The sequence below is a fragment of the Xanthomonas translucens pv. cerealis genome, assembly GCF_006838285.1.
In the GTDB taxonomy this organism is placed as follows: Bacteria; Pseudomonadota; Gammaproteobacteria; order Xanthomonadales; family Xanthomonadaceae; genus Xanthomonas_A; species Xanthomonas_A cerealis.
Genome location: NZ_CP038228.1, coordinates 3,174,559 through 3,200,991, shown reverse-complemented (window position 1 = coordinate 3,200,991; position 26,433 = coordinate 3,174,559). Strand labels below are relative to the sequence as shown.

At 68.8% G+C, this 26,433-nt stretch carries 23 protein-coding genes and 1 pseudogene; 10 read left to right on the top strand and 14 right to left on the bottom strand.

Annotated elements, in window-relative coordinates:
• Positions 1-33 precede the first annotated feature (33 nt).
• Positions 34-1,380, bottom strand: a complete 1,347-nt coding sequence (locus E4A48_RS14110) for a phosphohexomutase domain-containing protein (RefSeq protein WP_009575620.1) — start codon at positions 1,378-1,380, stop codon at positions 34-36.
• A 132-nt stretch (positions 1,381-1,512) separates the two neighbouring features.
• On the opposite strand from E4A48_RS14110, the gene E4A48_RS14105 reads away from it, so the two are divergent.
• Complete coding sequence (locus tag E4A48_RS14105; protein ID WP_003466795.1) at positions 1,513-2,250, top strand: CoA transferase subunit A; 738 nt, start codon at positions 1,513-1,515, stop codon at positions 2,248-2,250.
• 1 nt (position 2,251) lies between these two features.
• Complete coding sequence (locus E4A48_RS14100; RefSeq protein ID WP_039007823.1) at positions 2,252-2,884, top strand: CoA transferase subunit B; 633 nt, start codon at positions 2,252-2,254, stop codon at positions 2,882-2,884.
• Positions 2,885-2,904: 20 nt separating this feature from the next.
• Here E4A48_RS14100 and E4A48_RS14095 read toward each other — a convergent pair whose 3' ends face one another.
• Both E4A48_RS14095 and E4A48_RS14090 read right to left on the bottom strand, forming a co-directional pair.
• Complete coding sequence (locus E4A48_RS14095) at positions 2,905-5,736, bottom strand: rhamnan synthesis F family protein (RefSeq protein WP_039007821.1); 2,832 nt, start codon at positions 5,734-5,736, stop codon at positions 2,905-2,907.
• Positions 5,737-5,806: 70 nt separating this feature from the next.
• Complete coding sequence (locus tag E4A48_RS14090; protein ID WP_142742636.1) at positions 5,807-7,450, bottom strand: electron transfer flavoprotein-ubiquinone oxidoreductase; 1,644 nt, start codon at positions 7,448-7,450, stop codon at positions 5,807-5,809.
• A 113-nt stretch (positions 7,451-7,563) separates the two neighbouring features.
• On the opposite strand from E4A48_RS14090, the gene E4A48_RS14085 reads away from it, so the two are divergent.
• Positions 7,564-8,145 carry an alpha-ketoglutarate-dependent dioxygenase AlkB family protein gene (locus E4A48_RS14085; RefSeq protein ID WP_142742635.1) on the top strand — a complete coding sequence of 194 codons (582 nt, stop codon included), beginning with the start codon at positions 7,564-7,566 and terminating at the stop codon, positions 8,143-8,145.
• 176 nt (positions 8,146-8,321) lie between these two features.
• Here E4A48_RS14085 and E4A48_RS14080 read toward each other — a convergent pair whose 3' ends face one another.
• The 4 genes from E4A48_RS14080 to E4A48_RS14065 form a co-directional block, all read right to left on the bottom strand.
• Positions 8,322-8,993 (bottom strand): ABC-type transport auxiliary lipoprotein family protein, encoded by a 672-nt coding sequence (locus E4A48_RS14080; RefSeq protein ID WP_039007816.1) that lies wholly within the window; start codon positions 8,991-8,993, stop codon positions 8,322-8,324.
• Positions 8,990-9,916 (bottom strand): MlaD family protein, encoded by a 927-nt coding sequence (locus E4A48_RS14075; protein WP_039007814.1) that lies wholly within the window; start codon positions 9,914-9,916, stop codon positions 8,990-8,992. The genes E4A48_RS14080 and E4A48_RS14075 overlap by 4 nt, the downstream gene beginning before the upstream one ends.
• Before the next feature lie 3 nt (positions 9,917-9,919).
• A complete protein-coding gene (locus E4A48_RS14070) occupies positions 9,920-10,741 on the bottom strand; it encodes an ABC transporter ATP-binding protein (RefSeq protein ID WP_039007813.1) in 822 nt (273 codons plus the stop codon).
• A gap of 81 nt (positions 10,742-10,822) precedes the next feature.
• Entirely contained in the window at positions 10,823-11,935 is a 1,113-nt protein-coding gene (locus E4A48_RS14065; protein WP_039007811.1) for an ABC transporter permease, read from the bottom strand.
• A 99-nt stretch (positions 11,936-12,034) separates the two neighbouring features.
• Between E4A48_RS14065 and E4A48_RS14060 the strand changes: the two genes are divergently transcribed.
• Complete coding sequence (locus tag E4A48_RS14060; protein ID WP_039007810.1) at positions 12,035-13,291, top strand: threonine/serine exporter family protein; 1,257 nt, start codon at positions 12,035-12,037, stop codon at positions 13,289-13,291.
• Positions 13,292-13,391: 100 nt separating this feature from the next.
• On the opposite strand, the gene E4A48_RS14055 is transcribed toward E4A48_RS14060, so the two are convergent.
• From E4A48_RS14055 to E4A48_RS14045, 3 genes are all read right to left on the bottom strand, one after another.
• On the bottom strand, positions 13,392-13,868 hold the full coding sequence (locus E4A48_RS14055; RefSeq protein ID WP_058195851.1) for an H-NS histone family protein: 477 nt from the start codon (positions 13,866-13,868) through the stop codon (positions 13,392-13,394).
• A 295-nt stretch (positions 13,869-14,163) separates the two neighbouring features.
• The gene (locus E4A48_RS14050) at positions 14,164-15,858 is read right to left on the bottom strand and encodes a proline--tRNA ligase (protein ID WP_039007805.1); all 1,695 of its coding nucleotides are present in this window, start codon (positions 15,856-15,858) and stop codon (positions 14,164-14,166) included.
• Positions 15,859-15,958: 100 nt separating this feature from the next.
• Positions 15,959-16,351 carry a DUF4124 domain-containing protein gene (locus E4A48_RS14045; protein WP_142742634.1) on the bottom strand — a complete coding sequence of 131 codons (393 nt, stop codon included), beginning with the start codon at positions 16,349-16,351 and terminating at the stop codon, positions 15,959-15,961.
• Between the two features lie 79 nt (positions 16,352-16,430).
• Here E4A48_RS14045 and pssA point away from each other — a divergent pair, with 79 nt between their 5' ends.
• The 4 genes and pseudogenes from pssA to E4A48_RS14025 form a co-directional block, all read left to right on the top strand.
• Complete coding sequence (pssA, locus tag E4A48_RS14040) at positions 16,431-17,207, top strand: CDP-diacylglycerol--serine O-phosphatidyltransferase (protein ID WP_039007802.1); 777 nt, start codon at positions 16,431-16,433, stop codon at positions 17,205-17,207.
• Positions 17,208-17,215: 8 nt separating this feature from the next.
• Positions 17,216-17,701, top strand: a complete 486-nt coding sequence (locus tag E4A48_RS14035; protein ID WP_039009289.1) for a hypothetical protein — start codon at positions 17,216-17,218, stop codon at positions 17,699-17,701.
• A complete protein-coding gene (rimI, locus tag E4A48_RS14030; protein ID WP_039009287.1) occupies positions 17,698-18,189 on the top strand; it encodes a ribosomal protein S18-alanine N-acetyltransferase in 492 nt (163 codons plus the stop codon). The genes E4A48_RS14035 and rimI overlap by 4 nt, the downstream gene beginning before the upstream one ends.
• A 47-nt stretch (positions 18,190-18,236) precedes the next feature.
• A pseudogene (locus tag E4A48_RS14025) lies at positions 18,237-18,565 on the top strand (pectate lyase); the annotation flags it as partial.
• A 62-nt stretch (positions 18,566-18,627) separates the two neighbouring features.
• Here E4A48_RS14025 and E4A48_RS14020 read toward each other — a convergent pair.
• The 4 genes from E4A48_RS14020 to E4A48_RS14005 form a co-directional block, all read right to left on the bottom strand.
• A complete protein-coding gene (locus E4A48_RS14020) occupies positions 18,628-19,080 on the bottom strand; it encodes a methyltransferase family protein (protein ID WP_142742633.1) in 453 nt (150 codons plus the stop codon).
• A gap of 21 nt (positions 19,081-19,101) precedes the next feature.
• Positions 19,102-21,951, bottom strand: a complete 2,850-nt coding sequence (locus tag E4A48_RS14015) for a valine--tRNA ligase (protein WP_142742632.1) — start codon at positions 21,949-21,951, stop codon at positions 19,102-19,104.
• A 115-nt stretch (positions 21,952-22,066) separates the two neighbouring features.
• Positions 22,067-22,492 carry a DNA polymerase III subunit chi gene (locus tag E4A48_RS14010; RefSeq protein ID WP_058197019.1) on the bottom strand — a complete coding sequence of 142 codons (426 nt, stop codon included), beginning with the start codon at positions 22,490-22,492 and terminating at the stop codon, positions 22,067-22,069.
• Between the two features lie 134 nt (positions 22,493-22,626).
• Complete coding sequence (locus E4A48_RS14005) at positions 22,627-24,132, bottom strand: leucyl aminopeptidase (RefSeq protein WP_142742631.1); 1,506 nt, start codon at positions 24,130-24,132, stop codon at positions 22,627-22,629.
• A 108-nt stretch (positions 24,133-24,240) separates the two neighbouring features.
• On the opposite strand from E4A48_RS14005, the gene lptF reads away from it, so the two are divergent.
• Positions 24,241-25,326, top strand: coding sequence for an LPS export ABC transporter permease LptF (lptF, locus tag E4A48_RS14000; protein ID WP_039007796.1), 1,086 nt, complete (start codon positions 24,241-24,243; stop codon positions 25,324-25,326).
• A complete protein-coding gene (gene lptG / locus E4A48_RS13995; RefSeq protein ID WP_068830391.1) occupies positions 25,323-26,429 on the top strand; it encodes an LPS export ABC transporter permease LptG in 1,107 nt (368 codons plus the stop codon). Before lptF ends, lptG begins: the two co-directional genes overlap by 4 nt.
• The last annotated feature ends 4 nt before the right edge of the window (positions 26,430-26,433 follow it).

Below are 26,433 nucleotides of genomic sequence, written 5' to 3'. Positions count from 1 at the left end.
CGTGCGTCTAGGGGGGGGAGGGGAGAGGGGTGATCAACCGCGCAACAGGTCGGAAATTTCCTGGGTGCGCTGTTCCAGCAATGCCGCATCGCCACGCGTTTCCACGTTCAGGCGCAACAGCGGTTCGGTATTGGAGCTGCGCAGGTTGAAGCGCCACTGCGCGAACTCGGCGCTGACGCCGTCGGTGTCGTCCAGCGCCGGCGACTGCGCGGCGTAGTGCTGCATCACCCGCGCCACCGCAGCCTTGGCATCGGCGACCTTGAAGTTGATCTCGCCGCTGCACGGGAATTTCTGCATGCGCGCCTCGACCAGATCGGCCAGCGAACGGCCCGACTGCGACACCAGCTCGGCGATCAGCAGCCACGGGATCATGCCCGAGTCGGCGTAGGCGAACTCGCGGAAATAATGGTGCGCGCTCATCTCGCCGCCGTACACGGCGTTCTCGCTGCGCATCTTCTCCTTGATGAAGGCATGCCCGCTCTTGCACAGCACCGGCACGCCGCCGGCGTCCTCGACCATCTCGATCGTGTTCCAGGTCAGGCGCGGATCGTGCACCACCTTGCCGCCCGGCTGCTTGGCCAGGATCGCCTGCGCCAGCAGGCCGACCAGGTAATAGCCCTCGATGAAGCGGCCGTTCTCGTCGAAGAAGAAGCAGCGGTCGAAATCGCCGTCCCAGGCGATACCGAAGTCGGCGCCGTGTTGCTTGACCGCCTTGGCGGTGGCTTCGCGATTTTCCGGCAGCAGCGGGTTCGGAATCCCGTTGGGGAAGTGGCCGTCCGGCTCGTGGAACACGCGCACGAACTCGAACGGCAGATGCGGCGCCAGCAGATCGACGATGGCGCCGGCGCCGCCGTTGCCGGCGTTGACCACCAGCTTCAGCGGCTTGAGCGAGCCGATGTCGATGTAGCTCAGCAGGTGCGCGATATAGGCGGACTTGTCCGGGCGGCTGTGCTGCGCCGCGGTCGGCGTGCCGGCCGGCGCGGTGTCGGCGGCCACGGTGTCGCGGATCGCGAACAGGCCGGTATCGGAGCTGATCGGGCGCGCGTTCTCGCGCACCAGCTTCATGCCGTTGTAGTCCATCGGGTTGTGGCTGGCGGTGACCATCACCCCGCCGGCGGCCTGCAGGTGATCGGTCTGGAAATACACTTCCTCGGTGCCGCACAGGCCGATGTCGATAACCTCGCGGCCGCTGGCGCGCAGGCCGGCCGACAGCGCGTCCTGCAGTCCCTGGCTGGCCAGGCGCACATCGTGGCCCACCACTACCGGCCCGCTCTCCAATTGCCCCGCCAATGCCACGCCGATGCGGCGCGCCAGGTCCTCGTTCAGTTCGTCGGGAACGCGACCGCGGATGTCGTAGGCCTTGAATGCGGGAAGCGACATAGGGCAGAAACCTTGCATGGGGGAACCTGGAGTGTAACGGCCCGGCCCTTAATCGGTCATTGCGGCAGTGCGCAGTAGCCGCGCGCGGCGAGCGGCTAGACTACTTGTCTACTTCCGATGCGGAGCTGGCGAATGGGCGACACCTCTACCCGGGCGACCGGACGGCGCGGCAAGCTGTTCCCCGACGCGGCCACGGCACTGGCCGACGTGGTCGGCGACGGCCAGACCCTGGCGGTCGGCGGCTTCGGCCTGTGCGGCATCCCCGAGGCATTGATCGCCGCGCTGCGCGACAGTGCGGTGACCGGCCTGACCGTGATCTCCAACAACGCCGGTGTCGATGGCTTCGGCCTGGGCCAGCTGCTGGCGACCCGGCAGATCCGCAAGATGATCTCGTCCTATGTCGGCGAGAACAAGGAATTCGAGCGCCAGTACCTGGCCGGCGAGCTGGAGCTGGAATTCAATCCGCAGGGTACCCTGGCCGAACGCCTGCGCGCCGGTGGCGCCGGCATTCCCGCGTTCTTCACCGCCACCGGCTACGGCACGGTCGTCGCGCAGGGCAAGGAGACGCGCGAATTCGACGGCAAGCACTACGTGCTGGAAACCGCGCTGCAGGCCGACGTGGCCCTGGTCAAGGCGTGGAAGGCCGACGCGGCCGGCAACCTGGTGTTCCGCAAGACCGCACGCAACTTCAACCCGGCCTGCGCGATGGCCGGCAAGGTCTGCATCGCCGAGGTCGAGCAACTGGTCGACACCGGCAGCATCGACCCGGACCAGGTGCACCTGCCTGGCATCTACGTGGACCGCATCGTGCACAACCCGCATCCGGAAAAACGCATCGAACAGCGCACGCTGCGCCAGAAGGACGCCTGACATGGCCTGGACCCGCGACGAAATGGCGCAGCGCGCCGCCCGCGAACTCACCGACGGCGCCTACGTGAACCTGGGCATCGGCTTGCCGACCCTGGTCGCCAACCACATCCCCGAGGGCGTGGACGTGTGGCTGCAGTCGGAGAACGGCCTGCTCGGCATCGGCCCGTTCCCGAGCGAGGACGAGGTCGATGCCGACCTGATCAACGCTGGCAAGCAGACCGTCACCGCGCGCGCCGGCGCCAGCTATTTCGGCAGCCACGATTCCTTCGCGATGATCCGCGGCGGGCATATCGACCTGGCGATCCTGGGCGCGATGCAGGTCAGCGCGCGCGGCGACCTGGCCAACTGGATGGTGCCCGGCAAGATGGTCAAGGGCATGGGCGGGGCGATGGACCTGGTCGCCGGGGTCAAGCGCGTGGTGGTGCTGATGGAGCACGTGGCCAAGGACGGCAGCCACAAGTTGCTGCCCGCCTGCGATCTGCCGCTGACCGGGGTGGGGGTGGTCGACCGGATCATTACCGACCTGGCGGTGTTCGATGTGAGCGCCGACGGCCTGGTGCTGGTCGAGGCAGCCGATGGCGTCGAGGTGGCGGAATTGGTTGCCAACACCGGGGTCGCGTTCCGCAGCGCCTGACGCTACCGCGCAGGCGCCGCTCAGATGGTCACGGCGACCCGGCCGCGGCCAGTGAACGCGTCGCTGACCGCCAGGCCGCGCGCCCAGTCGCCGGCCTGCCAGCGGCCCTCGCCCAGGCAACGCAATGGCGCCTGGATCAGCGTATGGTCGAAACTGAACTGCCAGGTTTCGCTGCCGCCGACCGCGCACAGGTCGGCGACGAAGTCGAGCGCGCCTTGTTGGACCGCCGCCACCGTGGCGAACTGCGTGGCGTCCAATTCACTGTCGGCGAAGACCGCTTCGGTGCTGCCGTCGTCGCGCACGGCGAAGTGCGAGAACTGGCCGTGCGCTGCGGTCAGAAAGGTTTCCAGCAGCAAGTCGTGTTGCAGGATCGGCGAGGGGTGCGTCTGCGTGCTGCGGCCATCGAAATAGCAGGCTTCGGCCCAGCCACTGGCCTCGACCTGGGCGATGCCACGGTTCACCGCGAAATAGCCGCCACCCAGCGCGGTTCCGCTCAACCGGGCCAACTGCGCCTGGATCGTGCCCGCGTAGCCCAGGTCCGCGACCATGGCCGGCGCCTCGCCGACGGTATCGCGCCAGTAACGCAAATAGCCTTCGCGTTCTGCTTCGGCCACGGCCAGCAGCGCCGGCATCGCGGGCGCCAGCTTCTGCAGCAGTGCGGCACGCATCTCCGGCAATAGCACGGTGCTGCGCATGGCTGCCGCGCCGAGCTGCGCTGCGATCGCGGTGGTCGCCGGTGCGCCAAGCCGCGCTTGCAACAGCTCCTGCAGGCTGCCGGTGTAGGTATTGCCAAGCAAGGCTTCCAGGTCCTTTGCCGCGCGCAGCGTCGGCACCCCGGTGCCGCGGCGCGAGGCCAGCAGATAGCGGCCGCGTAGCGCGGCCAAGGATGGGCACGCGGCCTGGAGCTGCGCGAACGCCTTTTGCAACAGATCGCCTTCGCGGCTCAGGAACAGGATCTGGCCAATGCCGCGCGACAGCGCCAGCCGCGCCAGCCACAGCAGGTAATCGGCGATCAGCGGGCCGAGCACCAGGTAGCCGAGCGATGCCGGCGACTCCAGGCGCAGCCGGTCGCCGAACTGCTGCGGCCGCGCATCGGCCAGATCCGCCAGGTGGCGACTGAGCAGGCCCAGCCACAATTGATCCTGCCAGGGGCTGGCGGCGCCCGCGGCAGGCCGCAACGGGCGCAACGCCGGGACCACGTCGAGCAGGGCCGATGGCCGCAGCACATGCACGGGGGGGAGATAGCCGTGCATCTGCGGACGCTGGATATCCGCCTGTTCGTTGTCGCCGACGTGCAGCCAGTGCCGCGCGGCCACGCCTTCGCGCGCCGGCAACTGTTCCCAGGCCTGGCCGTCGTCCTTGCGCCAGCCGGTTTCGCAAGACACATACCAGGCGTGCGGCAGTTCGCGCACGGCCGATGGCAACACCCTTTGCAGGTCGGCGCTGTCCAGGTACATGTCCGACACGGCGACCAGGCGCCGGCCGTTGGCGGTGAGCGCGGCGGCAGCGGCGACCAGCGCCTGACGCGGCTGCAACAGGCGTGCTTCGGTTTCCAGTTCGAGTTTCTGCAGGGCGTGCAGGGGCAGGTCTTTCGCCTCCGCCAGGTGCGCCATCGCCGCATAGATGGCGTCCAGGTCGACATCGCGCCCGGCCGCTGCGCGCGCGCGCGCTTCGGCACGCTCGCGCAACATGGCGAATTCGGCGACGCCCAGCGTTTCGGCGGCCAGATGTGCGAGATAGGCGCGTGCGCCGGCAGGGGTCAGGAAGGGGCGTGTCACCAGGGTGTCGAACACATCCAGCGACACCACGTGTGCATCGATCGCCGACAGCGCCAGGCGTGTGGCCAGGGGCATCTGGAAGGCCTGCATCCAGTTGCGGCTTCCTTCCGTGCTCAGCGCGAGCGTTCCATCCGCTGGCAGGATGCCCGCCAACAGGCCTTGCTGGCGGACAACCGCGACGAACATCCGTTCCAGGCCATGCTGCAGGGTGCCGTCGATCTGGCCGCGCTCTTCCGGGAAGTCGTGCAGGTTCAATCCCAGTGCGTAGATCGGCCGCAATGCTTCCACGCGCGCCCAGAACATCGAGCCGGCCGGGAAATCGATGTAGGCCGTCGCATCGATGCCGATGCCGAGGCGCTGGCCGAGTTCGCGACACACATGCAGGTTGCTCAGCCAGGTGTGCGCCCACAGCGGCACGCTGCCGAAGCTCTCCGGGTAAACGATGCCCAGCTTCGGTTCGGCGGCGAACATGCCCAGGATCCAGGCAACGCGTTGCGTCGAACCGAATAGGGAGCCGGTCAGGTAGCTGCGCCAGTCGCGGCGTTCGCTACCGGTATACAGCGATTTCTTGGTGTGCCAGTGCGCCACGACATCGAGCGCCAGGACTTCCTCGCGGAACGTCACGATCAACGGCGCCAGGTCGCGGCCGCGGTTGGCGACCTGGCGCACATGCAGCGTCTGCAGGTTAGGCAGCGCCGACAATTGCTGTCGGACCATGCGCTGCGCGTCGTCGTCGATCACCGACACCATCAGCACGTAAGGCACCGCCATGGCCGCCAGCGCTTGCGCCAATTCATCCAGCAGGTCTGGATAGAACACGTGCGCCATCACCCCCACGCGCAGTTGCACGCGTTCGATCGGCGTCGGCGCCGGGAACACCGCATCCGATGGCGGCGCTGCCGACACCTGCGCCTGTCCGGCATGGCGCAGGCGCTGCAGAAAACCGGACAGGCCCAGCGCGCGCAGCACTTTCCAGCCGCGTTCGGCGACTGCGCGCAGGCCGCGCCAGCCGCCGCCATGGCGCTCGACCGCCGCGCGCGCGGCCAGGGTGGCCTTACGCCAGGCGGTGCTCATCGCAAGGTCATGCTGCGCCGCACCCTGTTACGGCGCAGCCGGCATATCGTCCCGGAAGCGCGCAAGCGGCTCACAGGTTCTGGTAGTTCGGCCCGGAGCCGCCTTCCGGGGTGACCCAGTTGATGATTTCGTAGGGGTCCTTGATGTCGCAGGTCTTGCAGTGCACGCAGTTGGCGGCGTTGATCTGCAGGCGCTTGCCGGCTGCGTCGTCGACGATCTCGTAGACCGCGGCCGGGCAGAAGCGGGTGCAGGGGTTGCCGTATTCCTCGGTGCAGCGGGTCACGCAGATCTGCGGGTCCAGCACCTGCAGGTGCACGGGCTGGTCCTCGTCGTGTTCGGTGGCGGCGAAGTACACGCCCTGCAGGCGGTCGCGCGGCGCCAGCTCGCGCTGCACGTAGTCGCGTCTGGGCTGTTCGTGTTCGCCCAGCCGGTCCAGCGACGACCAGTCGGCGGTCACCTTCAGCGTCCACGGCGAGGCGCCCTTGACCAGGGTTTCCCAGGCGGCGTTGAGCATGCCGAACCACAGCCCTTTCTTGAAGCCGGGCTTGATGTTGCGCACCTGGCGCAGTTCGGCCATGACCGCCGAACCGCGCAGTCTGGCGTCGAAGCCGGCCGGGTCCAGCGCGGCGCCGGCGGCCAGGTGTTCGGCGGCGAGCATGCCGCTGCGGATCGCCTGGTGGGTGCCCTTGATCTTCGGCACGTTGAGCAGGCCCGCGCTGTCGCCGATCAGCAGGGCACCGGGCATCTCCATTTTCGGCAACGACTGCCAGCCGCCGCTGGCGATGGCGCGGGCGCCGGCCGACAGGATGGTGCCGCCTTCCAGCAGCGGCTTCAGCAGCGGGTGGTTCTTCCACTGCTGGAACGCCTCCCACGGCCGGTACTCTGGGTCGTGGTAGTCCAGGCCGCTGACGTAGCCCAGCGCCACCTGGTTGTGCTCCAGGTGGTACAGGAAGCTGCCGGCGTAGGTGGCGTTGTCGGCCGGCCAGCCCAGGGTGTGCACGATCTTGCCGGGTACCACGCGCCCTTCCGGCAGCTGCCACAGTTCCTTGATGCCGATCGAATAGGCCTGCGGGTCGCTGTCGGCGTCCAGCGCGAAGCGCTTGACCAGGCGCTTGGTCAGATGACCGCGCGCGCCTTCGGCCAGCACCGTGACCTTGGCGCGGATATCGATGCCGGGGGTGTAGCCGGGCTTGTGCGAGCCGTCCTTGGCCACGCCCATGTCGCCGATGCGCACGCCGAGCACGCTGCCGTCGTCGGCATGCAGGGTTTCGGCGGCGGCGAAGCCGGGATAGATCTCCACGCCCAGCGCTTCGGCCTGCTGCGCCAGCCACGCGCACAGCGCGCCGAGGCTGACGATGAAGTTGCCGTGGTTGCGCATGCCCGGCGGCACGATCGGGAACTTGCGCCCGCCGTCCTTGCTCAGGTGCCAGAACTCGTCTTCGCCGGCGGGGACGCAGATCGGCGGCGGGGCGTCGCGCCAGCCGGGCAGCAGCGCGTCGAGCGGCGCCGGTTCGATCACCGCGCCGGACAGGATCTGCGCGCCGACCGCGCTGGCCTTCTCGATCACGCAGACCGAAATGTCCGGGTTGAGCTGCTTGAGCCGGATCGCGAACGCCAGCCCGGCCGGGCCTGCGCCGACGGTGACCACGTCGTATTCCATGACGTCGCGCTCCACTGGCTGCGGCGCGTTGGCGCCGCCCTCCGATCCCGTCATCTGCTCCGCTCCGGTTGGCTCGTTCTGGCTGGCTGCATTTTCAGGCTTTGTGCGTGATCGGGCAAATTCCGAACCCTGGCGTATGGTGCCTGCGCGCATGCTAGCGTGGCGCGATGCGACTCGATCTGCCCGGCGCCGACCTCCGCTGGCTGCCCGGCTGGCTCGCCCCGGTCGAGGCGGCGGCGCTGTTCGCGCACTTGCTGGCCGCGGTGAATTGGGAAGTGCACCGCATCCGTCTGTTCGGAAAGCTGGTCGATTCGCCGCGGCTGAGTTGCTGGATCGGCGATGCGCAGGCGAGCTACCGCTATTCCGGCACCCGCTTCGCGCCGCATCCGTGGCCGCCGGCGTTGCAGCCGTTGCGCGAACGGCTGGCGGCGGAAACCGGAGTGGCGTTCAACAGCGTGCTGGCCAACCGCTACCGCGACGGCCGCGACGCGATGGGCTGGCACAGCGACGACGAGACGGAACTGGGGCCGCGTCCGCTGATCGCCTCGCTGAGCCTGGGCGCCACGCGCCGCTTCGTGCTGCGCCACCGCCAGCAGCCGGCGCTGCGCCAGGCGCTGGAACTGAGCGCCGGTGGCCTGCTGTTGATGGGCGGGGAGACCCAGCGCCTGTACCGGCACGCCTTGCCGCGGACCGCGAAGCCGGTCGGCGAGCGGATCAATCTGACGTTTCGGAAAGTCGCCGTGCGTTAGCGGCCAAGAATTTCCTTCTCCCGTCGGGAGTACTGCTGTTCCCTATCTCCGCGGGAGAAGGTGGCCCGTAGGGCCGGATGAGGGTACGGGCGCAGCCTCGTGCATCCAAACTCCGCGGGTCGCTGCGCGCCGGACCCTCACCCCAACCCCTCTCCCGGGGGAGGGGGGCTTTACCGTCAGCGGTGTGGTGCCGGGGCGAGCTTCGGCACTGGGGCCAGGGCCGAAGCCGCATCGGCCTGGCCCTGCTGCAGGGTCCAGCCGACCACGTCGCCGGCCACCTGCGACAGCGCCTGGCTGAAGGCGTCGGCGACCTGCGCCTGCGCGGTGCTGGCCGCCGGTTGCGCAGCGAGGAAGGTGCGCGAGGCGACCACGCGCTGGTCGGGCGTGTACAGCAACTTGGCGTTGAGCTCGATCGTGGCCGAGGGCACAGCGCGGCCGGCGTAGTCGGATTCGAAGCGGCGCAGGTCCAGGATCAGTTTGTAGTCGGCGCGGATGCCGGTGCCGAGCCGGGCCACACCCGGTATGCGCCCGGAATCCTCGAATGCGCGCACCACGGTGTCCTCGAGCATGTCGGTGGCCGGCTGCGCCCAGCTGACGCCGCTGTACACCTGCAGTTCGTCCGGGGTTGCGCGTACCGCGATGCGCGGGCTGTCGACCACGCGCGATGCGCTGGGCTTGGCGATCGCCAGTTGCCAGGTCACCTGCGGCCAGGCCGGGTTCGGCGCGACGTGGACGTCGGGCGCGTAGATCGTCACCGGCTCCTTGCTGCCGCCGGTCAGCGCGGAGCAGCCGGCGGCAAGCAGCAGGGCCGGGACGGCGAGCAGCAGGAGGGAGCGCGTCGGCTTCATTTGGGTTTGAACTCCTTCGGGGCGTCGCGGCCGAGCAGGTAGCGCGCGGGGTTGTTGTCCAGGCGGTCGCTGACCCGGCGCAGGTCGCGGATCAGCCCGCGCAGTTCGGTCAGGGTCGGGCCGAGCTGGCCCAGGCCGTCGTTGGCGAAGCTGTTGATCGCCGCGCGGTTCTCGCCCAGGATCTTGTCGGCGTTGCCGGACGCCGAATCGAGCTTGCTCAGCGTGCTTTCCAGTTTGTCCAGGATCGGCGGCAGCTGCTGCACCAGGTTGGTGTCCAGGCGCTGGATGGTGCCGTTGGTGGTCTTCAGGGTCACGTCGAGATTGCGCGAGGCATCGCGCGCGCTGAGGATCAGCGACTGCATGCCCTGGTCGCGGTCGGCCAGCGCGCCGCTGATGGTTTCCAGGTTGTGCAGGGTGGCGGTGATGCTGGCGACGTTGCGGTCGCTGAGCACTTCGTCCAGGCGCTCGACGATGCGGTTGGCGGTGTCGGTGATGTTCTGCAGCGCCGACGGCGTGGTCTGGATGATCGGCGCGTCGCTGGTGTCGATCGTGGTCAGCGCCGGCGCCTCCGGGGTGCCGCCGGAGAGCTGGATGATCGACGGCCCGGTCAGGCTGGTGATGCCCAGCTTGGCACGGGTGTCGCTCTTGATCGGCGTGGTCGAGTTCACCCGCACCCGCGCCACCACCTGGCGCGGATCGTTCGGCGCCAGGGTCAGCTCGGTGATCGAGCCGACCGCGATGCCGTTGTACTGCACCGGGCTGCCCACCGACAGGCCTGTGACCGCCTCGCGGAACACTACCCGGTATTCCTGCCAGGTGCGGTCGGAGGAATACTTGGCGGCCCACAGCCCGAACAGCAGCAGTGCCAGCCCGGCGACGATGGTGAAGGCGCCGATCAGGACGTAGTTGGCTTTGGTTTCCATGGCTTAGTGAGTCTCGCTCCAGGCGGTTTTGGCGTCGCGCGCCGCGCGCGCGCGCGGGCCGTGGAAATAGTCCTGGATCCACGGGTGGTCGACCTGCTCGATCTCGGCCAGCGGCGCGGTGGCGATGACCTTGCGGTCGGCCAGCACCGCCACGCGGTCGCAAATAGCGTACAAGGTGTCCAGGTCGTGGGTGATGAGGAACACGGTCAGCCCCAGCGCTTCCTGCAGGGTGCGGATCAGGTGGTCGAAGGCGGCCGCGCCGATCGGGTCCAGCCCGGCGGTGGGTTCGTCCAGGAACAGCAGCGGCGGGTCCAGCGCCAGCGCGCGCGCCAGCCCGGCGCGCTTGCGCATGCCGCCGGACAGCTGCGACGGCAGCTTGTTGAGCGCATCGGCCGGCAGCCCGGCCAGCTTCACCTTCAGTAGCGCCAGTTCGTAATGCCAACTGTCCGGCAGTTCGCCGAAGTGCTCCTTCAGCGGCACCTGCACGTTCTCGCCCACGCTCAGCGAGGAGAACAGTGCGCCGTCCTGGAACAATACCCCGGTATTGCGCTCCACGTGCAGGCGGTCTTCGCGGCGCCGCGAGTCGGCGTCCACGCCGAGCACGCGGATCTGGCCGGCATCGGGCTCGCGCAGGCCGAGGATGCTGCGCATCAGCACCGACTTGCCGGTGCCCGAGCCGCCGACCACGCCCAGGATCTCGCCGCGGCGCACATCCAGCTCCAGGTCTTCGTGCACGGTCTGGGTGCCGAAGCGGTTGAGCAGGCCGCGCACCGAGATCGCCAGTTCTTCTTCGGGATTGGGGATGGGGGATGGGGGATTGGTCAACGCATGCACTCCCGGCCGGATGCATAGATGCAGTCGGCTTTGCCCATTCCCAATTCCCGATGTGCGATTCCCGGCCTCACATCACCACCCCACGTTCATGAACCACAGCGCGGCGATCGCGTCGATGATGATCACCAGCGAGATCGACTTCACCACGCTGGAGGTGGTGCGCTCGCCGACCGACTGCGCGGTGCCTTCCACGCGCAGGCCTTCCAGGCAGCCGATCAGGGCGATCAGGACCGCGAAGATCGGGGCCTTGGACAGGCCGACCAGCATGTGCCGCAGCTGGATGGTGTCGTGCATGCGCGCCAGGTACATCTGCGGCGGGATGCCCAGGTCGAAGGCGCCGACGGTGACGCCGCCGGCCAGGCCGGCGATCATCGCCACGAACGTCAGCAGCGGCAGCATCACCAGCAGCGCCACCAGCCGCGGGATCACCAGCAGGTCCATCGGGTCCAGGCCCAGGGTCTGGATCGCGTCGATCTCTTCGCGCGCCTTCATCGCGCCGATCTGCGCGGTGAACGCGCTGGCGGTGCGCCCGGCCAGCACGATCGCGGTCAGCAGCACCGCGAATTCGCGCAGGAAGGCGACGCTGACCAGTTCCACCACGTAGATCTCGGCGCCGAAGTCGCGCAGGATGGTCGAGCCCAGGAACGCGATCACCGCGCCGACCAGGTAGGACAGCAGCGCGACCAGCGGCACCGCGTCCAGCCCGACCTGTTCCATCTGGTGCACGGTGGCGGTCGTGCGGAAGCGCCGGGGTTCGTGCACCAGACGCAGCATCTTGACCAGGGTCTCGCCGAGGAAGCCGACCAGCGCGACGATCTCCTTGCCGTTGCGGTGTACCGCATAGCCCAGCCGCTCCAGCGCCGCGGCGAAGCCGTAGTCGCGCTTGCGCTTGGGGCGGTCGTCGGCGACGTCTTCGATGGTGCTGACCAGCGCCTGGTGGTCGTGGCGGAAGTTCAGCGCCTCCTGGGCGATGCCGTTGCGGGTGGCGTAGCGGATCAGCTGCAGCACGCCGGCCGAATCCAGCTGGGCGATGCCGCTGGCGTCGATGCCGGTGGTGCCGGCCGGCAGCGTGCGCAGCACGTCCGACGACGCCAGCGCGGTGGCCAGCGTCCAACTGCCGGACAGCCGCACCCGCGTGGGGTCTCGGTCGTCCTGGCTGAGTAGTGGCGGTTGCGGTTCGATCATGGGGCGTCCGGGGCGCGAGCATACCTGTTTCGCCTGCAGCGCAATGTCGTCGTGCGCCACAGGGTGGCTGTGCGCGGGGTTGGCGCCATACTAGCCGACATGCAAGCCGCACCCATCGCCCACGCTTCCACCGCCACCTATGCGCAACGGATCGCCTTCGTCTCCGAGATCGCCGGCCGCCTGCACACCTACGGCACCACCGCGCAGCGCCTGGAGGCGGCGGTGGTGGCGCTGTCGCAGCAGCTGGACCTGGACTGCGAACCCTGGTCCAACCCGACCGGCGTTATCCTCAGCTTCAGCGATCCGACCAAGGCGATCGGCTCCAGCGACATCACCCGGGTGGTGCGGCTTGCGCCTGGCGACAACGACCTGCACAAGCTCAGCGTTGCCGACAGCATCGCCGACGACGTCGCCAGCGGGCGCATGAGCGTGGCCCAGGGCCATACGGCGCTGCGCCAGCTGGACCGCCCGCCCGGGCGGCGCTGGAAGGCGATGCAGGTGCTCGGCTTCGGCCTGGCGGCGCTGGGTGTGGCCGGGCTGTGGCGGCTGCCGTGGCTGGACATCGCCACCGCCACCGCGATCGGTCTGCTGATCGGCGCGTTGACCCAGCTGACCGACACGCGCCCGGCGGCCAAGGAGGCTAGCGAGGCGCTGGCGGCGCTGCTGGCCGGCATCGTCGCCGCGCTGGTGGCCACCTTCGTGGCACCGCTGAACCTCAATTCGGTGATCATCGCCTCGCTGGTAGTGCTGCTGCCGGGAATGGCGCTGACCAATGCAGTCAACGAACTGACCAGCCAGCACTGGGTGTCCGGCGTGGCGCGCTTCGCCGGCGCGGTCACCACCATCCTCAAGCTCACCGTGGGCGCGGTGATCGCGGTGACCTTGGCGCAGTTGCTGGGCCTGCAGCCGCTGGTGCACGCATCGCGGCCGCAGGCGGTGTGGGTGGAATGGTCCTCGCTGCTGGTGGCCGCGTATGCGTTCGCGCTGCTGTTCAAGGCCAACGGCCGCGATTATCCGTGGGTGATGGCGGCCTCGGTGGCCGGCTACGCGATCGCGCGCTTCGCCGGCGAGGCCTGGGGCAGCCCGGTCGGGATCTTCCTGTCGGCGATGTCGCTGACCGCGGCCGGCAATCTATTCGGCCGGCTGGTGCACCGGCCGGGCGCGCTGATCCGCCTGCCCGGCATCATCATGCTGGTGCCGGGCAGCGCCAGCCTGCGCGGGCTGCTGACCATGGTGCAGCAGCACGACGTGTCCGGCGGGCAATCGGCGTTGCTGGCGGTGACCAATATCGTGATGGCGCTGGTCGCCGGCCTGCTGTTCGGCAATCTGCTGGTGCCGGCGCGGAAGAATCTCTAGCGCCATTGCGCTTGCGGCAGGCATGAAAAACGCCGGCTTGCGCCGGCGTTGCTTGAATCGACGGGCAAGCCCCCGAGCCGTTGCCGGATCGGGTTCCCGATCAGTTTTTCGGGGCCGCGGACTTGCCGGCTTTCCTGGCGACCTTGGCGACTTTCTTGGTGGCCTTCTTCGCCGTCTTCTTGGCTGGCGCGGCGGACTTGGCCGGCGCGGCGATCAGGAAGTCCTCGACCTTCTTGCCCTTGGACACCTGCTCGGCCAGCCAGCGCGGCTGCTTGCCGCGGCCGGTCCAGGTCTCCATGACATTGGCCGGATTGCGGTATTTCGGCGGCACCTTGCCCAGCTTGCGGCCCGGCTTCGGACCCGGCTTGCCGGTAGCCGGCTTGCGGCCACGCTTGGCTGGAGCGGCGCCATCGACGACTTCGTCGATGCTGTAACCGTGGGACTTGGCCAGGCGTGCCAGCAGGGTGCGGACCTTGGCGATGGGCGTGCGCTTGGCGACGATGGTCTGTTGCTTCTTGGCCGTCTTGATAAGAGCGCCCAACTGCTTGGCCGACAGGCCACTGAGATCGATGGTCATCTTTACTCCGGAAAATGGACGGTGGGCATGCAGCCATTCCCTGGCGACAGTGCCCTGGCTAGAGCGGAATCATAATATCGCTTTATCGGATTGACAAATATTCCGGGTATTTCGATAGGCAGGCCGTCATTGGATCGGCGTGGCTGACACTTATACGCGCCGAATTCTGCTTGTCAAATCAACCCGGGGCCACGCCGCTGATTCGATTGGCATATTGCCCCGGCAAATGTAGAGGCTGTGTCATGAAGGCGGCGGCACAAGAAAAAAGGCCGGGATATATTCCCGGCCTTTCCGATTAACCCTGCAGGCGCGCCAGCAAGGCGGCGCGGTCCAGGTTTTCCGCCTCGCCGCCGCTGCGCGCGCGGTACTCGAAGGTACCGGCGGCCAGCCCGCGTTCGGAGACCACCACCCGCTGCGGGATGCCGATCAGTTCGATATCGGCGAACATCGTGCCGGCGCGCAGGCCGCGGTCGTCGAGCACCGGATCCAGGCCGGCCTGCTGCAGCTCGGCCAGCAGCGCCTCGCCGGCCGCGTCGATCGCCGGGTCGCGCTTGGGATTGATCACGCATACCGCCACCGACCACGGCGCCATCGGCTGCGGCCAGCGGATGCCGGCCTCGTCGTGGTTCTGCTCGATCGCCGCGGCGACGATGCGCGAAATGCCGATGCCGTAGCAGCCCATCGCCATCGCCACGGTCTTGCCGTTCTCGTCCAGCACGGTGGCGTCCAGCGCCTGCGCATACTGGCGCCCGAGCTGGAACACGTGGCCGACTTCGATGCCGCGCGCCAGGCGGATCTCGCCGCCGTCGTGAGCGCGCTCGCCCTCGACCACGTTGCGCAGGTCGGCCACGGTGTCCGGCTCGGGCAGGTCGCGGCCCCAGTTCACCCCGGCCAGATGGAAGCCGGCCGCGTTGGCGCCGACCACGAAATCGGCCATCGCCGCCACGTCGCGGTCGGCGACCACGCGGATCGGCTGGCTGGGATTCAGCGGGCCGAGGAAGCCCGGCTCGCTGCCGAGGTGGACGCGGATCTCGGCCTCGTTGGCCATGCGGTACCCGGCCAGGCCGGCGACCTTGCCCAGCTTGATCTCGTTCACCGCGTGATCGCCGCGCACCAGCGCCAGTACGAACGCGTCGCCGGCCATCACCGCGACCGACTTGACCGTGCGCTGCAGCGCGATGCCGAGCAGTTCGGCCACGGCCTCGCAGGTCTTCTGGGTGGGGGTGGCGACCTTGCGCAGTTCCTCCTGCGCTGCCGGGCGCGGCGCAGGAGCGGCAGCGACCGCGGTTTCGACGTTGGCTGCGTAGTCCGAACCGGTGGAGAACGCCAGCGAATCCTCGCCGGACTCGGCCAGCACGTGGAATTCCTGCGAGGCGTCGCCACCGATGTCGCCCGAATCGGCCTGCACCGCACGGAACTGCAAGCCCAGGCGGGTGAAGATGCGGCTGTAGGCGGCCTTCATGTTCTCGTACTCGCGCGCCAGGTCCTCGTCGCTGACATGGAACGAGTAGGCGTCCTTCATCAGGAACTCGCGCGCGCGCATCACGCCGAAGCGCGGGCGGATCTCGTCGCGGAATTTGGTCTGGATCTGGTAGAAATTGACCGGCAACTGCTTATAGCTGCTCAGCTCCTGGCGCGCGAAGTCGGCGGCGGCCTCTTCGGCGGTGGGGCTGTAGCAGTATTCCTGCTCCTTGCGGTCCTTCATCCGCAGCATCAGGCCGCCGAACTTCTTCCAGCGCCCGGTGGCTTCCCACAGCTCGCGCGGCTGGATGGTCGGGAACAGCACTTCCACCGCGCCGGCGCGGTTCATTTCCTCGCGCACCACCGCTTCCACCTTGCGCAGCACGCGCAGGCCCAGCGGCGACCAGGTGTACAGGCCGGAGGCGAGCTTGCGGATCATGCCGGCGCGCAGCATCAGCCGGTGGCTGACCAACTCGGCGTCGGCCGGGGTTTCCTTGGTGGTGTGCAGGTGGAACTGAGAAAGGCGCATCGAGGGGCTTCGCGAACGGCGGGCGCCCATTTTGCCAGTCATTGCCGGCGCTGCGGGAATGCGGGGCCGCCTGCGCCGCGTCCGCACTGCCTTGGCGTGCTCACTGCGCGGCGGCGGGCGGTGCGCAATAGGCTTTGATCGCGGCTTCGGCCAGGCTCTTCTGCGCGTCGCGCTGGGCTTCGTCCAGTTCTCCGTCGGGCTTGCCGTCGCCGTCGCGGTCGGTCAGCACCTTGCCCGGCTTGCCCAGGATGTCCAGGTTCTTGCGCGCGCTCAGGCAGTTGGCGTTTTCGGCCGGGGCGGCGACCTCGCTGCTCTCGGCCTGGGTGCCGCCGTGGCTGTCGACCCATCGCGCCTGGTACTTGCCGTCCGCCGGCGGACTCTGCGAATAGTGAGTGACGCCCTGCGCATCCTTCCATTGGTACAGGGTGGCGGCGCCGGCCACGCCGCTGGCGGTGAGCAGGCACAGGCAGCAAAGCCGGGTCAGGGCGCGCATCACGGTCTCCAGGGGCACGGGGCGAGCGCCGATTGCAGCACCCGCCGTCGGGCCTGGCAAGTCGATTAAACTGCCGGCCATGGACCCATCCCGACCGCCTCCCCGTTCGCGCACCATCTATCTGCTGCCGAACCTGTTCACCACCGCCGGCCTGTTCTCCGGCTTTTACGCCATCATCGCCGCCGCCAACGGCCAGTTCGTGCACGCCAGCGTGGCGGTGTTCGTCGCCGCGGTGATGGACGGGCTGGACGGGCGGGTGGCGCGGCTGACCGGCACCAGCAGCGAATTCGGCGTGCAGTACGACTCGCTGGCCGATCTGGTCAGCTTCGGCATGGCCCCGGCGCTGGTGATGTACCACTGGTCGCTGTCGGCGCTGAAGTTCGACGGCAGCGTGATGGGCCGGGTCGGCTGGTCGGTGGCGTTCCTGTACGCGGCCTGCGCCGCGCTGCGCCTGGCGCGGTTCAACACCCAGGTCGGCACCGTCGACAAGCGCTGGTTCGTCGGCCTGGCCAGCCCTGCCGCGGCGGGGCTGATGATGGCCTTCGTGTGGGCGTTCGCCGACGGCAACCTCGGCTGGGACGGCGAGCAGTTGCGCTATGTGGCGCTGGGCCTGACCGTGGTCGCGGCGCTGCTGATGGTCAGCCGGATCCGGTTCTGGAGCTTCAAGGGCGGCGCTGCCAAAGGTCCGCGCGCCGACCGGGTGCCGTTCCTGATGCTGGTGCTGGCGTCGGTGGTGATCGCGGTGCTGGTCATCGATCTGTCGCGCGCGCTGCTGGCGATCGGCGTGCTGTACGCCTTGTCCGGTCCCTGCCACTGGCTTTGGCGGCGCTGGCGCAAGCTGCCGGACGCGACGTGAGCGAGGCGATGGACAACGCTGCGCCGCTGTGGACGGCCGAGCAGCACGGCTGGCTGCAGGCGCTGGGGCATACCGTGTATGTGGGCGCCGATGCCGAGGTCGGCGCGGTGGTCGCGCAGCCGGCGCAGGCGCAGCTGCGCGATCCGCCTGCCGCCGATGCGGCTGGGCCGGCGCTGCTGTCCGGGCACGCGGCACCGGCGCCTGCGCCGCCCACGCCCGCGGAGCCGTCGCCGCGCGGCCGCGCGCCGGCCGCACCCGCGGCTTATCCCGAGCCGCGACGCGCGGCGCCGGCTTCGGGCGTGCGGCGTGCCGGCCTGCGCTTGCCCGACCGGCTGCAGATCGCGCTGCTGCGCGCTTCCGGGTGCAATCCGAACGATCCGGCCACGCAGGCCTTGATGGCGACCTGGCCGCTGGCCGAGCTGCGCGGCAACGCCGCTGCCAAGCGCGCGCTGTGGCCGCAGCTGCGCGCGCTGCGCAAGCAGGCGCCGCGGTGAGCGCGCTGGGTTCGGCGTCCTCGCCGGCGACGACGACGCTGCGCAGCTTGCGCGAAACCGACCTGGATACGGTGATGGAAATCGAGCGCCGCGCCTATCCGTTCCCGTGGACGCGCGGCATCTTCCGCGACTGCCTACAGGCCGGCTATCCGGGCTGGGTGCTGCAGGAACAGGGCCAGATCGTCGGCTACGGCGTGATCAGCGTCGCCGCCGGCGAGGCGCACATTCTCAATGTCTGCGTCGCGCCCGAGCGGCAGTCGCGCGGCTATGGCCGCCTGCTGCTGCGCGCGCTGATCAAGTACGGCGCCGACCTGGGCGCGCGTCGCGTGTTCCTGGAAGTGCGCCCGTCCAATCCCGGCGCGATCGCGCTGTACCACAGCGAAGGCTTCAACGAGATCGGCCGCCGCCCGCGCTACTACCCGGCGGCGAACGGCCGCGAGGACGCGCTGGTGATGGCGATCGAACTGTTCTTCGACGGCGTGTCGTAACCCGCGCCGGCAGCGCACCCTGCGGTTTTCGTGGCGCGCGGCTTTCCTTGCGGCAGGTGCACCTGTACAACGATGGCCATGCGGGCAGCACCAGCAATGCGGTGTATCCGTTCTCGCATGCGCACGGCGTCGGCAAGGAATTGAAGATATTCTCCGAGAACAACGCGTACAGCGCCGGCGTCAGCAGCTGCGACAAGATCGCCGCCAATGACGGCGGCAGCGTGTACCGGATGTCGGCTCGCTGCGCAGCGGCAAGGCGCTGACCTGCTAGTGAAACAACAGCATCGTCTGGACGCCGCCGTGCGCCTACTCGCTGCTGCCGGCGAGCCAGGTGGCGAACGACGTCAAGGCCAAGGCGGGCGCCGGCAAGCTGTGAGTGCGCAGGCCGCCGCCCGTAATGCCGGGCGGCGGTCGATTGTCGTCGTCGGGGAATTCCCGCTACAGCCAGCGGCGCACGCGGCTGCAGTAATCCGTGTAGCCGGTGCCGAGGCGTTCGCGTAATGCCGCTTCTTCGCGCGGAATCTGTACACGATCGATGTACAGCAGATAGATCGCCAGGGCGAGACCTGCGGCCGGATGGCCGAGGCACAGCATCCAGCCCAGCAGGATCAGCACATGCCCCAGGTACATGGGATTGCGCGAATAGCGATGCAGGCCGGATTGCACCAAGGCGCTGGCGCGCTGCGGATGTAGCGGATTGACCGTGGTCCCGGCACGGCGGAAATGCAGCTTGGGCGCCACGTTGGCGATCAACCCGACGACGATCAAGGCCACGCCCAGCGGGCGTTGGCCGGACAGGAGCAGGGTCGCCGCCGGCCAGGCATGTGCGGCGCCCCATGCGCACAGCGCGCCGGCGACCACGATCAGCGGCGGCGGCACGCGCAGCTGCATGCGCTTGCGCCTGTCCGCGACTTACAGCTTGGCGCGCTGCTCGCGCAGGCCGGCCAGTTGCGTGGTCCAGTCGGCCAGGCGCGCGCGCTCCTGCTCGACCACCGCCGCCGGTGCGTTCTGCACGAAGGTGGCGTTGCCGAGCTTGCCGTTGCACTTGCCGATTTCCGCATCCACGCGCTTGATCTCCTTGTCCAGGCGAGTGCGCTCGGCATCCAGGTCGACCAGTCCTTCCAGCGGCACCAGCAGCCGCAGCTCGCCGACGATCGCCGCGGCGGCCGGCGGTGCGTCCTGCGCCGCGTCCAGCCCCTGGATCGTCTCCAGCCGCAGCAGGAACTTCAGCTGCGAGGCGAAGCGTTCCACCCGCGCGCGGTCCTCGGCGTGGCCGCCCTGCAGCAGCAGTGGCACCAGCCTGGACGGTGGCACGTTGAGTTCGCTGCGCACCCGGCGCAGCGCCGAGACCATCGCCTTGAGCCACTCGATGTCGGCTTCGGCGCCGGCGTAGGCGCTCACGTCCAGGTCGCCGGTGCGCGGATACGGCTGCAGCGAGATGGTCGGCGCGGCGATGCCCAGGCGCGGCGCCACCTGTTGCCATAGTTCCTCGGTGACGAACGGGGTCAGCGGATGCAGCAGGCGCAACAGCGTCTCCAGCACCTGCAGCAGGGTATGGCGGGTGCTGTCGGCGGCCGCGGCGTCGTCGCCGTTCAAGGCCGGCTTGGTCAGCTCCAGGAACCAGTCGCAGAACTCGTTCCAGGCGAACTCGTACAGGCACTGCGCCAGCAGATCGAAACGGTAGGCGGCGTAATGCGCCTGCGCCTCGGCACTGACCTTGTCCAGCCGCACCAGAATCCACTTCTCGGCATCGGTGACCGGCGCCTGTGCCGCGTCCCGCGTCCCGCCTCCCGCGTCCCGCCCTTCCGTGTTCATGAGCACGAACCGGCTGCCATTCCACAACTTGTTGCAGAAGTTCTTGTAGCCCTCGGCGCGGCCCAGGTCGAACTTGATGTCGCGGCCGTGGCCGGCCAGCGCGGCGATGGTGAAGCGCAGCGCGTCGGCGCCGTGGGCGATGATGCCCTCGGGGAATTCCTTGCGCGTGGCCTTCTCGATCTTTTCGGCCATGCGCGGTTGCATCAGCCCGGCGGTGCGCTTGGCGACCAGGTCCTCGATGCTGATGCCGTCGATGATGTCCAGCGGATCGAGCACGTTGCCCTTGGACTTGGACATCTTCTGCCCGTCCTTGTCGCGGATCAGGCCGGTGATGTACACGTCGCGGAACGGCACCTGGCCGGTGAAGCTGTCGGTGGCCATGATCATCCGCGCCACCCAGAAGAAGATGATGTCGAAGCCGGTGACCAGCACGCTCGACGGCACATAGCGCTCGAAGCCGCGCTCGGCCATCGCCTGCGGATCGGGCCAGCCCATCGTCGAGAACGGCCACAGCTGCGAGGAGAACCAGGTCTCCAGTACATCGCTGTCCTGGTGCAGGGTGATGTCGGCGCCGAGGCCGTTCTTCGCGCGCGCTTCGGCCTCGTCGCGGCCGACGTAGCAAGTGCCGGCGTCGTCGAACCACGCCGGAATGCGATGGCCCCACCATAGCTGGCGGCTGATGCACCAGTCCTGGATGTTCTCCATCCAGTGGCGATAGGTGTTGATCCAGTTCGGCGGCACGAACGTGACCTGGCCCGACTCGACCAGTTCCAGGCCGCGTTTGGCCAGCGCGTCCATCTTCACGAACCACTGGTCGGTGAGGTAGGGCTCGATCACCTGGCCGGTGCGGTCGCCGCGCGGCACCTGCAGCTTGTGCGGCTTGGTCTCGACCAGGATGCCGAGGTCTTCCAGGTCGGCCAACACCGCCTTGCGCGCGTCGTAGCGGTCCAGGCCACGATACTTCTCCGGCGCGTTGTCGTTGATCGCCGCGGTCGGGGTGAACAGGTTGATCATCGGCAACCCATGCCGCACGCCAACCTGATAATCGTTGAAATCGTGCGCCGGCGTTACCTTGACCACGCCGGTGCCGAACGCGCGGTCCACGTAGTCGTCGCCGATCACCGGCACCTGACGGCCGGTGAGCGGCAGCGTCACCGTCTTGCCGATCAGGTGCGCGTAGCGCGCGTCCTGCGGATGCACCATCACCGCGGTGTCGCCGAGCAGGGTTTCCGGGCGCGTGGTGGCCACCACCAGATAGTCGCGGGTTTCGCGCAGAGTTTCGTTGCCGTCGGTGTCGTGCTCGACGTGTTCGTAGCTTGCGCCATCCTCGAGCGCGTAGGCGATCGACCACAGGAAGCCGTCTTCCTCCACGTTCTCCACTTCCAGGTCGGAGATTGCGGTCTTCAGCACCGGGTCCCAGTTGACCAGGCGCTGGCCGCGGTAGATCAGGCCTTGTTCGTGCCAGCGCACGAACGCCTCGACCACCGCCGCCGACGGCTGCGGGTCCATGGTGAAGGTGCTGCGCGACCAGTCGCTGGAGGTGCCCAGGCGGCGCATCTGCCGCTCGATGGTGTCGCCCGACTGTGCCTTCCATTCCCACACCTTGGCGATGAAGCCTTCGCGCCCCAGCGCGTCGCGGGTCTCGCCCTGGCCTGCCAGCGCCAGGTTGCGCGACACCACCATCTCGGTGGCGATGCCGGCGTGGTCGCTGCCGACCTGCCACAACGTGTCGAAGCCGCGCATGCGGTGGTAGCGCACCAGCGCATCCATCAGCGTCTGCTGGAAGGCGTGGCCCATGTGCAGGGTGCCGGTCACGTTCGGCGGCGGCAGCAGCACCGTGTACGCCTCGCCCTGCCCGGACGGCTTGAAGTAGCCGGCCGCTTCCCACTGGGCGTACAGGCGCGATTCGAAGGAGGTGGGGTCGTAGCTGGGGGCGAGGGTAGTCATGGGGAAGCCGGGATTCGTTATTCGGGATTGGGAATTCGCGCGGGATGGTGCCGATGCAAGGACAGCGGGGACCCGGAGATCCATCGCAAATCTCCCATCCCCAATCCCGGCTTCATCACATGTCGTACTTGCTGAGTTCGAAGCCCAGCGCCTTGTACTGTTTCCAGCGTTCGCGCAGCGGTTCGCGCGCGGCGGGGTCGGCCGGCACCACTTCCAGCACGCGCTCGCAGGCGCCGAGGTAGGCGTCGTCGCGCAGGTTGATCACCAGCGCGCGCGACGGCGCTTCCACGCCGGGCGGGACGATCAGCACCTGCGCCTCTTCCTCGTCGACATCGGCGCCGGCGATCTGGTGCGGGATGTAGGCGTCGTCGTCGAACGCCCACAGCAGTTCGTCCAGCTCCTCGGCCTGCGCCTGGTCGCGCGCCAGCACCAGCGTCCACAGGTTGGCGTCGTTGGCCTTGCGCGCCAGCTCGCAGACCAGCCGCAGCGGCTCGGTGAGGAAGCGCGGCTTGGCGATCAGGTAGAAGTCGGCGCGCATCAGAGGCCGGGACCGGGGACCGGGGACCGGGGACCCGGAAAGAGCGGCCTGGAACCGGGGCGCGCACGGGCGCGGCCGATGCACGGGCCGGGGGCTGAGGCGAACTGGTGGGCTGGGTGCATGGACATGCAGACGTCCTACCGGGTCCCCGGTCCCCGGTCCCTGGTCCCGGCCGCTGCCCGATCCAGCAACCACTGACTCAACAACCCCACCGGCCGCCCGGTCGCCATGCCGCGCTTGCCTTCGTCGCTGGCCACGCCGGCGATGTCCAGGTGCGCCCAGCGCTGGCCTTCGGTGAAGCGCGACAGGAAGCAGCCGGCGGTGATGGCGCCGGCCCAGCGGCCGCCGATGTTGTAGACGTCGGCAAAGCTGGAATCGAGCAGGCCCTGGTATTCGTCCCACAGCGGCAGGCGCCAGGCACGGTCGAACACGTGCTCTCCGGCGGCCAGCAGTTCGTTGGCCAGGTCGTCGTGCTTGCTCATCAGGCCGGCGGTCTGGTGGCCTAGGGCGACCATGCAGGCGCCGGTCAGGGTGGCCACGTCGATCAGCGCCTCGGGGTTGAAGCGTTCGGCGTAGGTCAGCGCGTCGCACAGGATCAGCCGGCCTTCGGCGTCGGTGTTGCCGACTTCGATGGTCTTGCCGGACATGCTGGTGATCACGTCGGAGGGGCGGTAGGCGTCGCCGTCGATCGCGTTCTCCACCGCCGGCACCACTACCACCAGGTTCAGCGGCAGGCGTGCGCTGGCGGTGGCGACGAAGGTGCCGATGACGTTGGCGCCGCCGCACATGTCGTACTTCATCTCCTCGATGCCGCCCTGGGTCTTCAGGTTGACGCCGCCGGTGTCGAAGGTGATGCCCTTGCCGACCAGCACGTAGGGCTTGGCGCCGCCGCCGCCATTCCACTTCAGCACCAGCAGCCGCGGGCGGTTGGCCGAGCCGCGCGCCACCGCCAACAGCGAACCCATGCCCAGTTCCTGCAGTTGCGTCTCGTCGAGGATCTGCGCCTCGGCGCCGTCGATGCCATGGGCGAACGCGGCCGCGGTCTCGGCCAGGTAGGCCGGGGTGCACAGGTTCGGCGGCAGGTTGCCGAGCTCGCGGGCGAATGCCACGCCGGCGGCGATGGCCTGGCCCTGGGCCAGCGCGGTGGCGTCCTGGCCGAGTACGGCCAGGCTGGCCAGACCGCCGTCGTCGGGCTTCTTCTTGCCCAGCGTGGCGGTGTAGCGGTAGCAGGCGTGGTCGCTGGCGATCACCGCCTGGCGGATCGCCCAGGACTGGTCGCGGCCCTTGACCTCCAGTTCGGACAGGGTGAACAGCGCCCTGGCCGCCGGCCCGCTCTTCAGCGCGCGCGCCGCATCGCCCACCGCCTTCAGGTATTGCGGCACGCCAAACTTGGCGGCCTCGCCCAGGCCGACCACCAGCACGCGCGGCGCGGTCACCCCGGGCAGGTCGTGCAGCAGCGCGCTGGCGCCGGTCTTGCCGCTGAGGTCGCCGCGGCCGGCCAGGGCGGTCAGGCGTCCGCCGCTGGCGGCATCCAGGGCCTGGGCGGCGGGCGACAGGCGCTTGTCGGCGAATATGCCGACGACGATGCAATCGAACGCCGCGGCAGCCGGGGCGTCGTGGTTCAGGATGAATTCCAGGGCCATTGATCAGATTCCGTTGGCAAATCCGTACAATCGCGGGCTGTTTAGGTCCAGCCGGGTTAGGCTGGCTCCGCCGCGAACGAATTACAGAGTTTAAATCAACCCACCCCCATGCCGAAGCTCGATCGATACCTGCTGCGCGATTTCATCCAGAGCTTCCTGGCCACCCTCATCGTGCTGCTGGTGGTCAGCGTCGGCGGTGTGCTGGTCGACATCCTGGGCAACATCGCCGATGGCCGCATCCCGGCCAAGTTGCTGTTTTCCCAGTTGGGCCTGCAATTCGTGGTGTATCTGCCGCTGATCCTGCCGCTGGCGCTGATGCTGGGCTTGCTGCTGGCGCTGGCGCGGCTGTACCGCGACTCGGAAATGGCGGTGATCACCGCCATCGGCGTCGGTCCGCGGCGCCTGCTGCGTCCGATCCTGATGCTGGTGGTGCCGGTGGTGGCCCTGGTCGGGCTGTGCTCGTTGTGGCTGGGTCCCTGGGCCGACCGCACCTCGGACCGGCTGATCGACGAGGCCAACCGCAGCCTGCTGATGGCCGGGCTGGAGGCCGGGCGCTTCACCACGCTGTCCGACGGCGGCATCGTCTACATCAGCACCCTGTCCGGCGACGGCACCAAGCTGGGCAAGGTGTTCATGCAGCGGCAGAAGGACGGCCGCCTGGACGTAGTCACCGCGCAGCGCGGCGCGATGTTCTTCGAGGGCAGGGCCGACCGCTACCTGCGCCTGGAAGACGGCTACCGCGTGGAAGGGCCGCTGGCCGGCGACGGCATGGACTACCGGCTGATGCGCTACGTCAGCAACGACGTGGCCCTGCCGGACCGCGATGAGGCGCGCAAGGACGACGATCCGGAACTGCTGCCCACCGCCAAGCTGATCGGCGACCCGCGGCCGCAGGCCAATGCGCAGCTGCACGCGCGCATCGCCCCGCCGCTGCTGGCGCTGGCCTTCGCCCTGCTGACCCTGCCGCTGTCGCGCAGCTCGCCGCGGCAGCAGCGCTACGGCCGGATCATGCTGGCGTTCCTGGCCTACCTGGTCGGCACCAACCTGATGTTCATCGGCACCCAGTGGCTGAGCACCGACAAGCTGCCGCGCGCATTGGGCCTGTGGTGGCTGACCGTGCCGCTGCTGGTGCTGGCGGTGTGGACCTACCTGCGCGACGGCCAGCTGTCGCGGCCGCGGAGGCGGGCGGCATGAGGCTGCGTCCGAACCTGCACGACGTCTACGTCGGCCGCGCCGTGCTCGGTACCGTCCTGCTGACCTGGGCGGTCCTGCTCGGACTCGACGTGATCATGGCCTTGTCCAACGAATTCAAGGACATCGGCAAGGGCAGCTACAGCCTCGGCCACGCCGTGGCGTTCGTCGCCTACACGGTGCCGCGGCGCGCCTACACCCTGTTCCCGACCGGGGCGGTGATCGGCGTGCTGATGGGCCTGGGGCAGCTGGCGGCCACCTCCGAGCTGACCGCGTTGCGCGCGCTGGGCCTGTCGCGGCGGCGGCTGAGCATGGCCGCGGCGGCGACGATGTTGGTGCTGACCGTGGCGATGGTGTTCAGCGGCGAGACCCTGGCGCCGTGGGCGCAGAACCAGGCCGATGCGATCAAGGCCAACGCCAAGTACAACGGCAACATGAGCATGGCCCGTTACTCCGGGTTGTGGGCGCGCGAAGGCGACACCTTCCTCAACGCGCAGAGCGGCGAAGAGCATCTGGAGGAGGCCGGCGGCACCTGGCTGGAACTGCGCGACGTGCGCCTGTACACGCTGGACCAGGCCGGGCGCCTGGCCTCGCTGACCCACGCCACCACCGCCGAGCACCGCAGCAGCGGCTGGACCCTGAAGCAGGTGTACCGCGATACCTTCGCCGAGCGCGCGGTGCAGCGCGAGAAGTTCGACAGCCTGCCGTGGGCCTCGCGGCTGGACGCCGCCGCGCTGGCCTCGGGCCTGGCCAAGCCGCGCAACCTGTCCGCGCACGATCTGCACACCAGCATCGAGTACCGGCGCCGCAATGGCCTGGACGCGCGCGACTACGAGGACCAGTACTGGAGCCGCTGGTTTTATCCGGTCAACGTGCTGGCGCTGTGCTTTGCCGCCATTCCGTTCGCGTTCGGCGCGCTGCGCAGTGGCGGTATGGGCAAGCGCCTGTTCCTGGGCATCCTGTTCGCGCTGGTGTTCTGGCTGCTGCAGCTGTTCTTCGGGCGCATGGCCGGCGCGCTCAAGTTCGACTACCGCATCGCCTACGCGTTGCCGCCGCTGGTGATGCTGACCGTGTCGTGGTTGTTGTTCCGCAAACGCAGCAGTTGAGTCG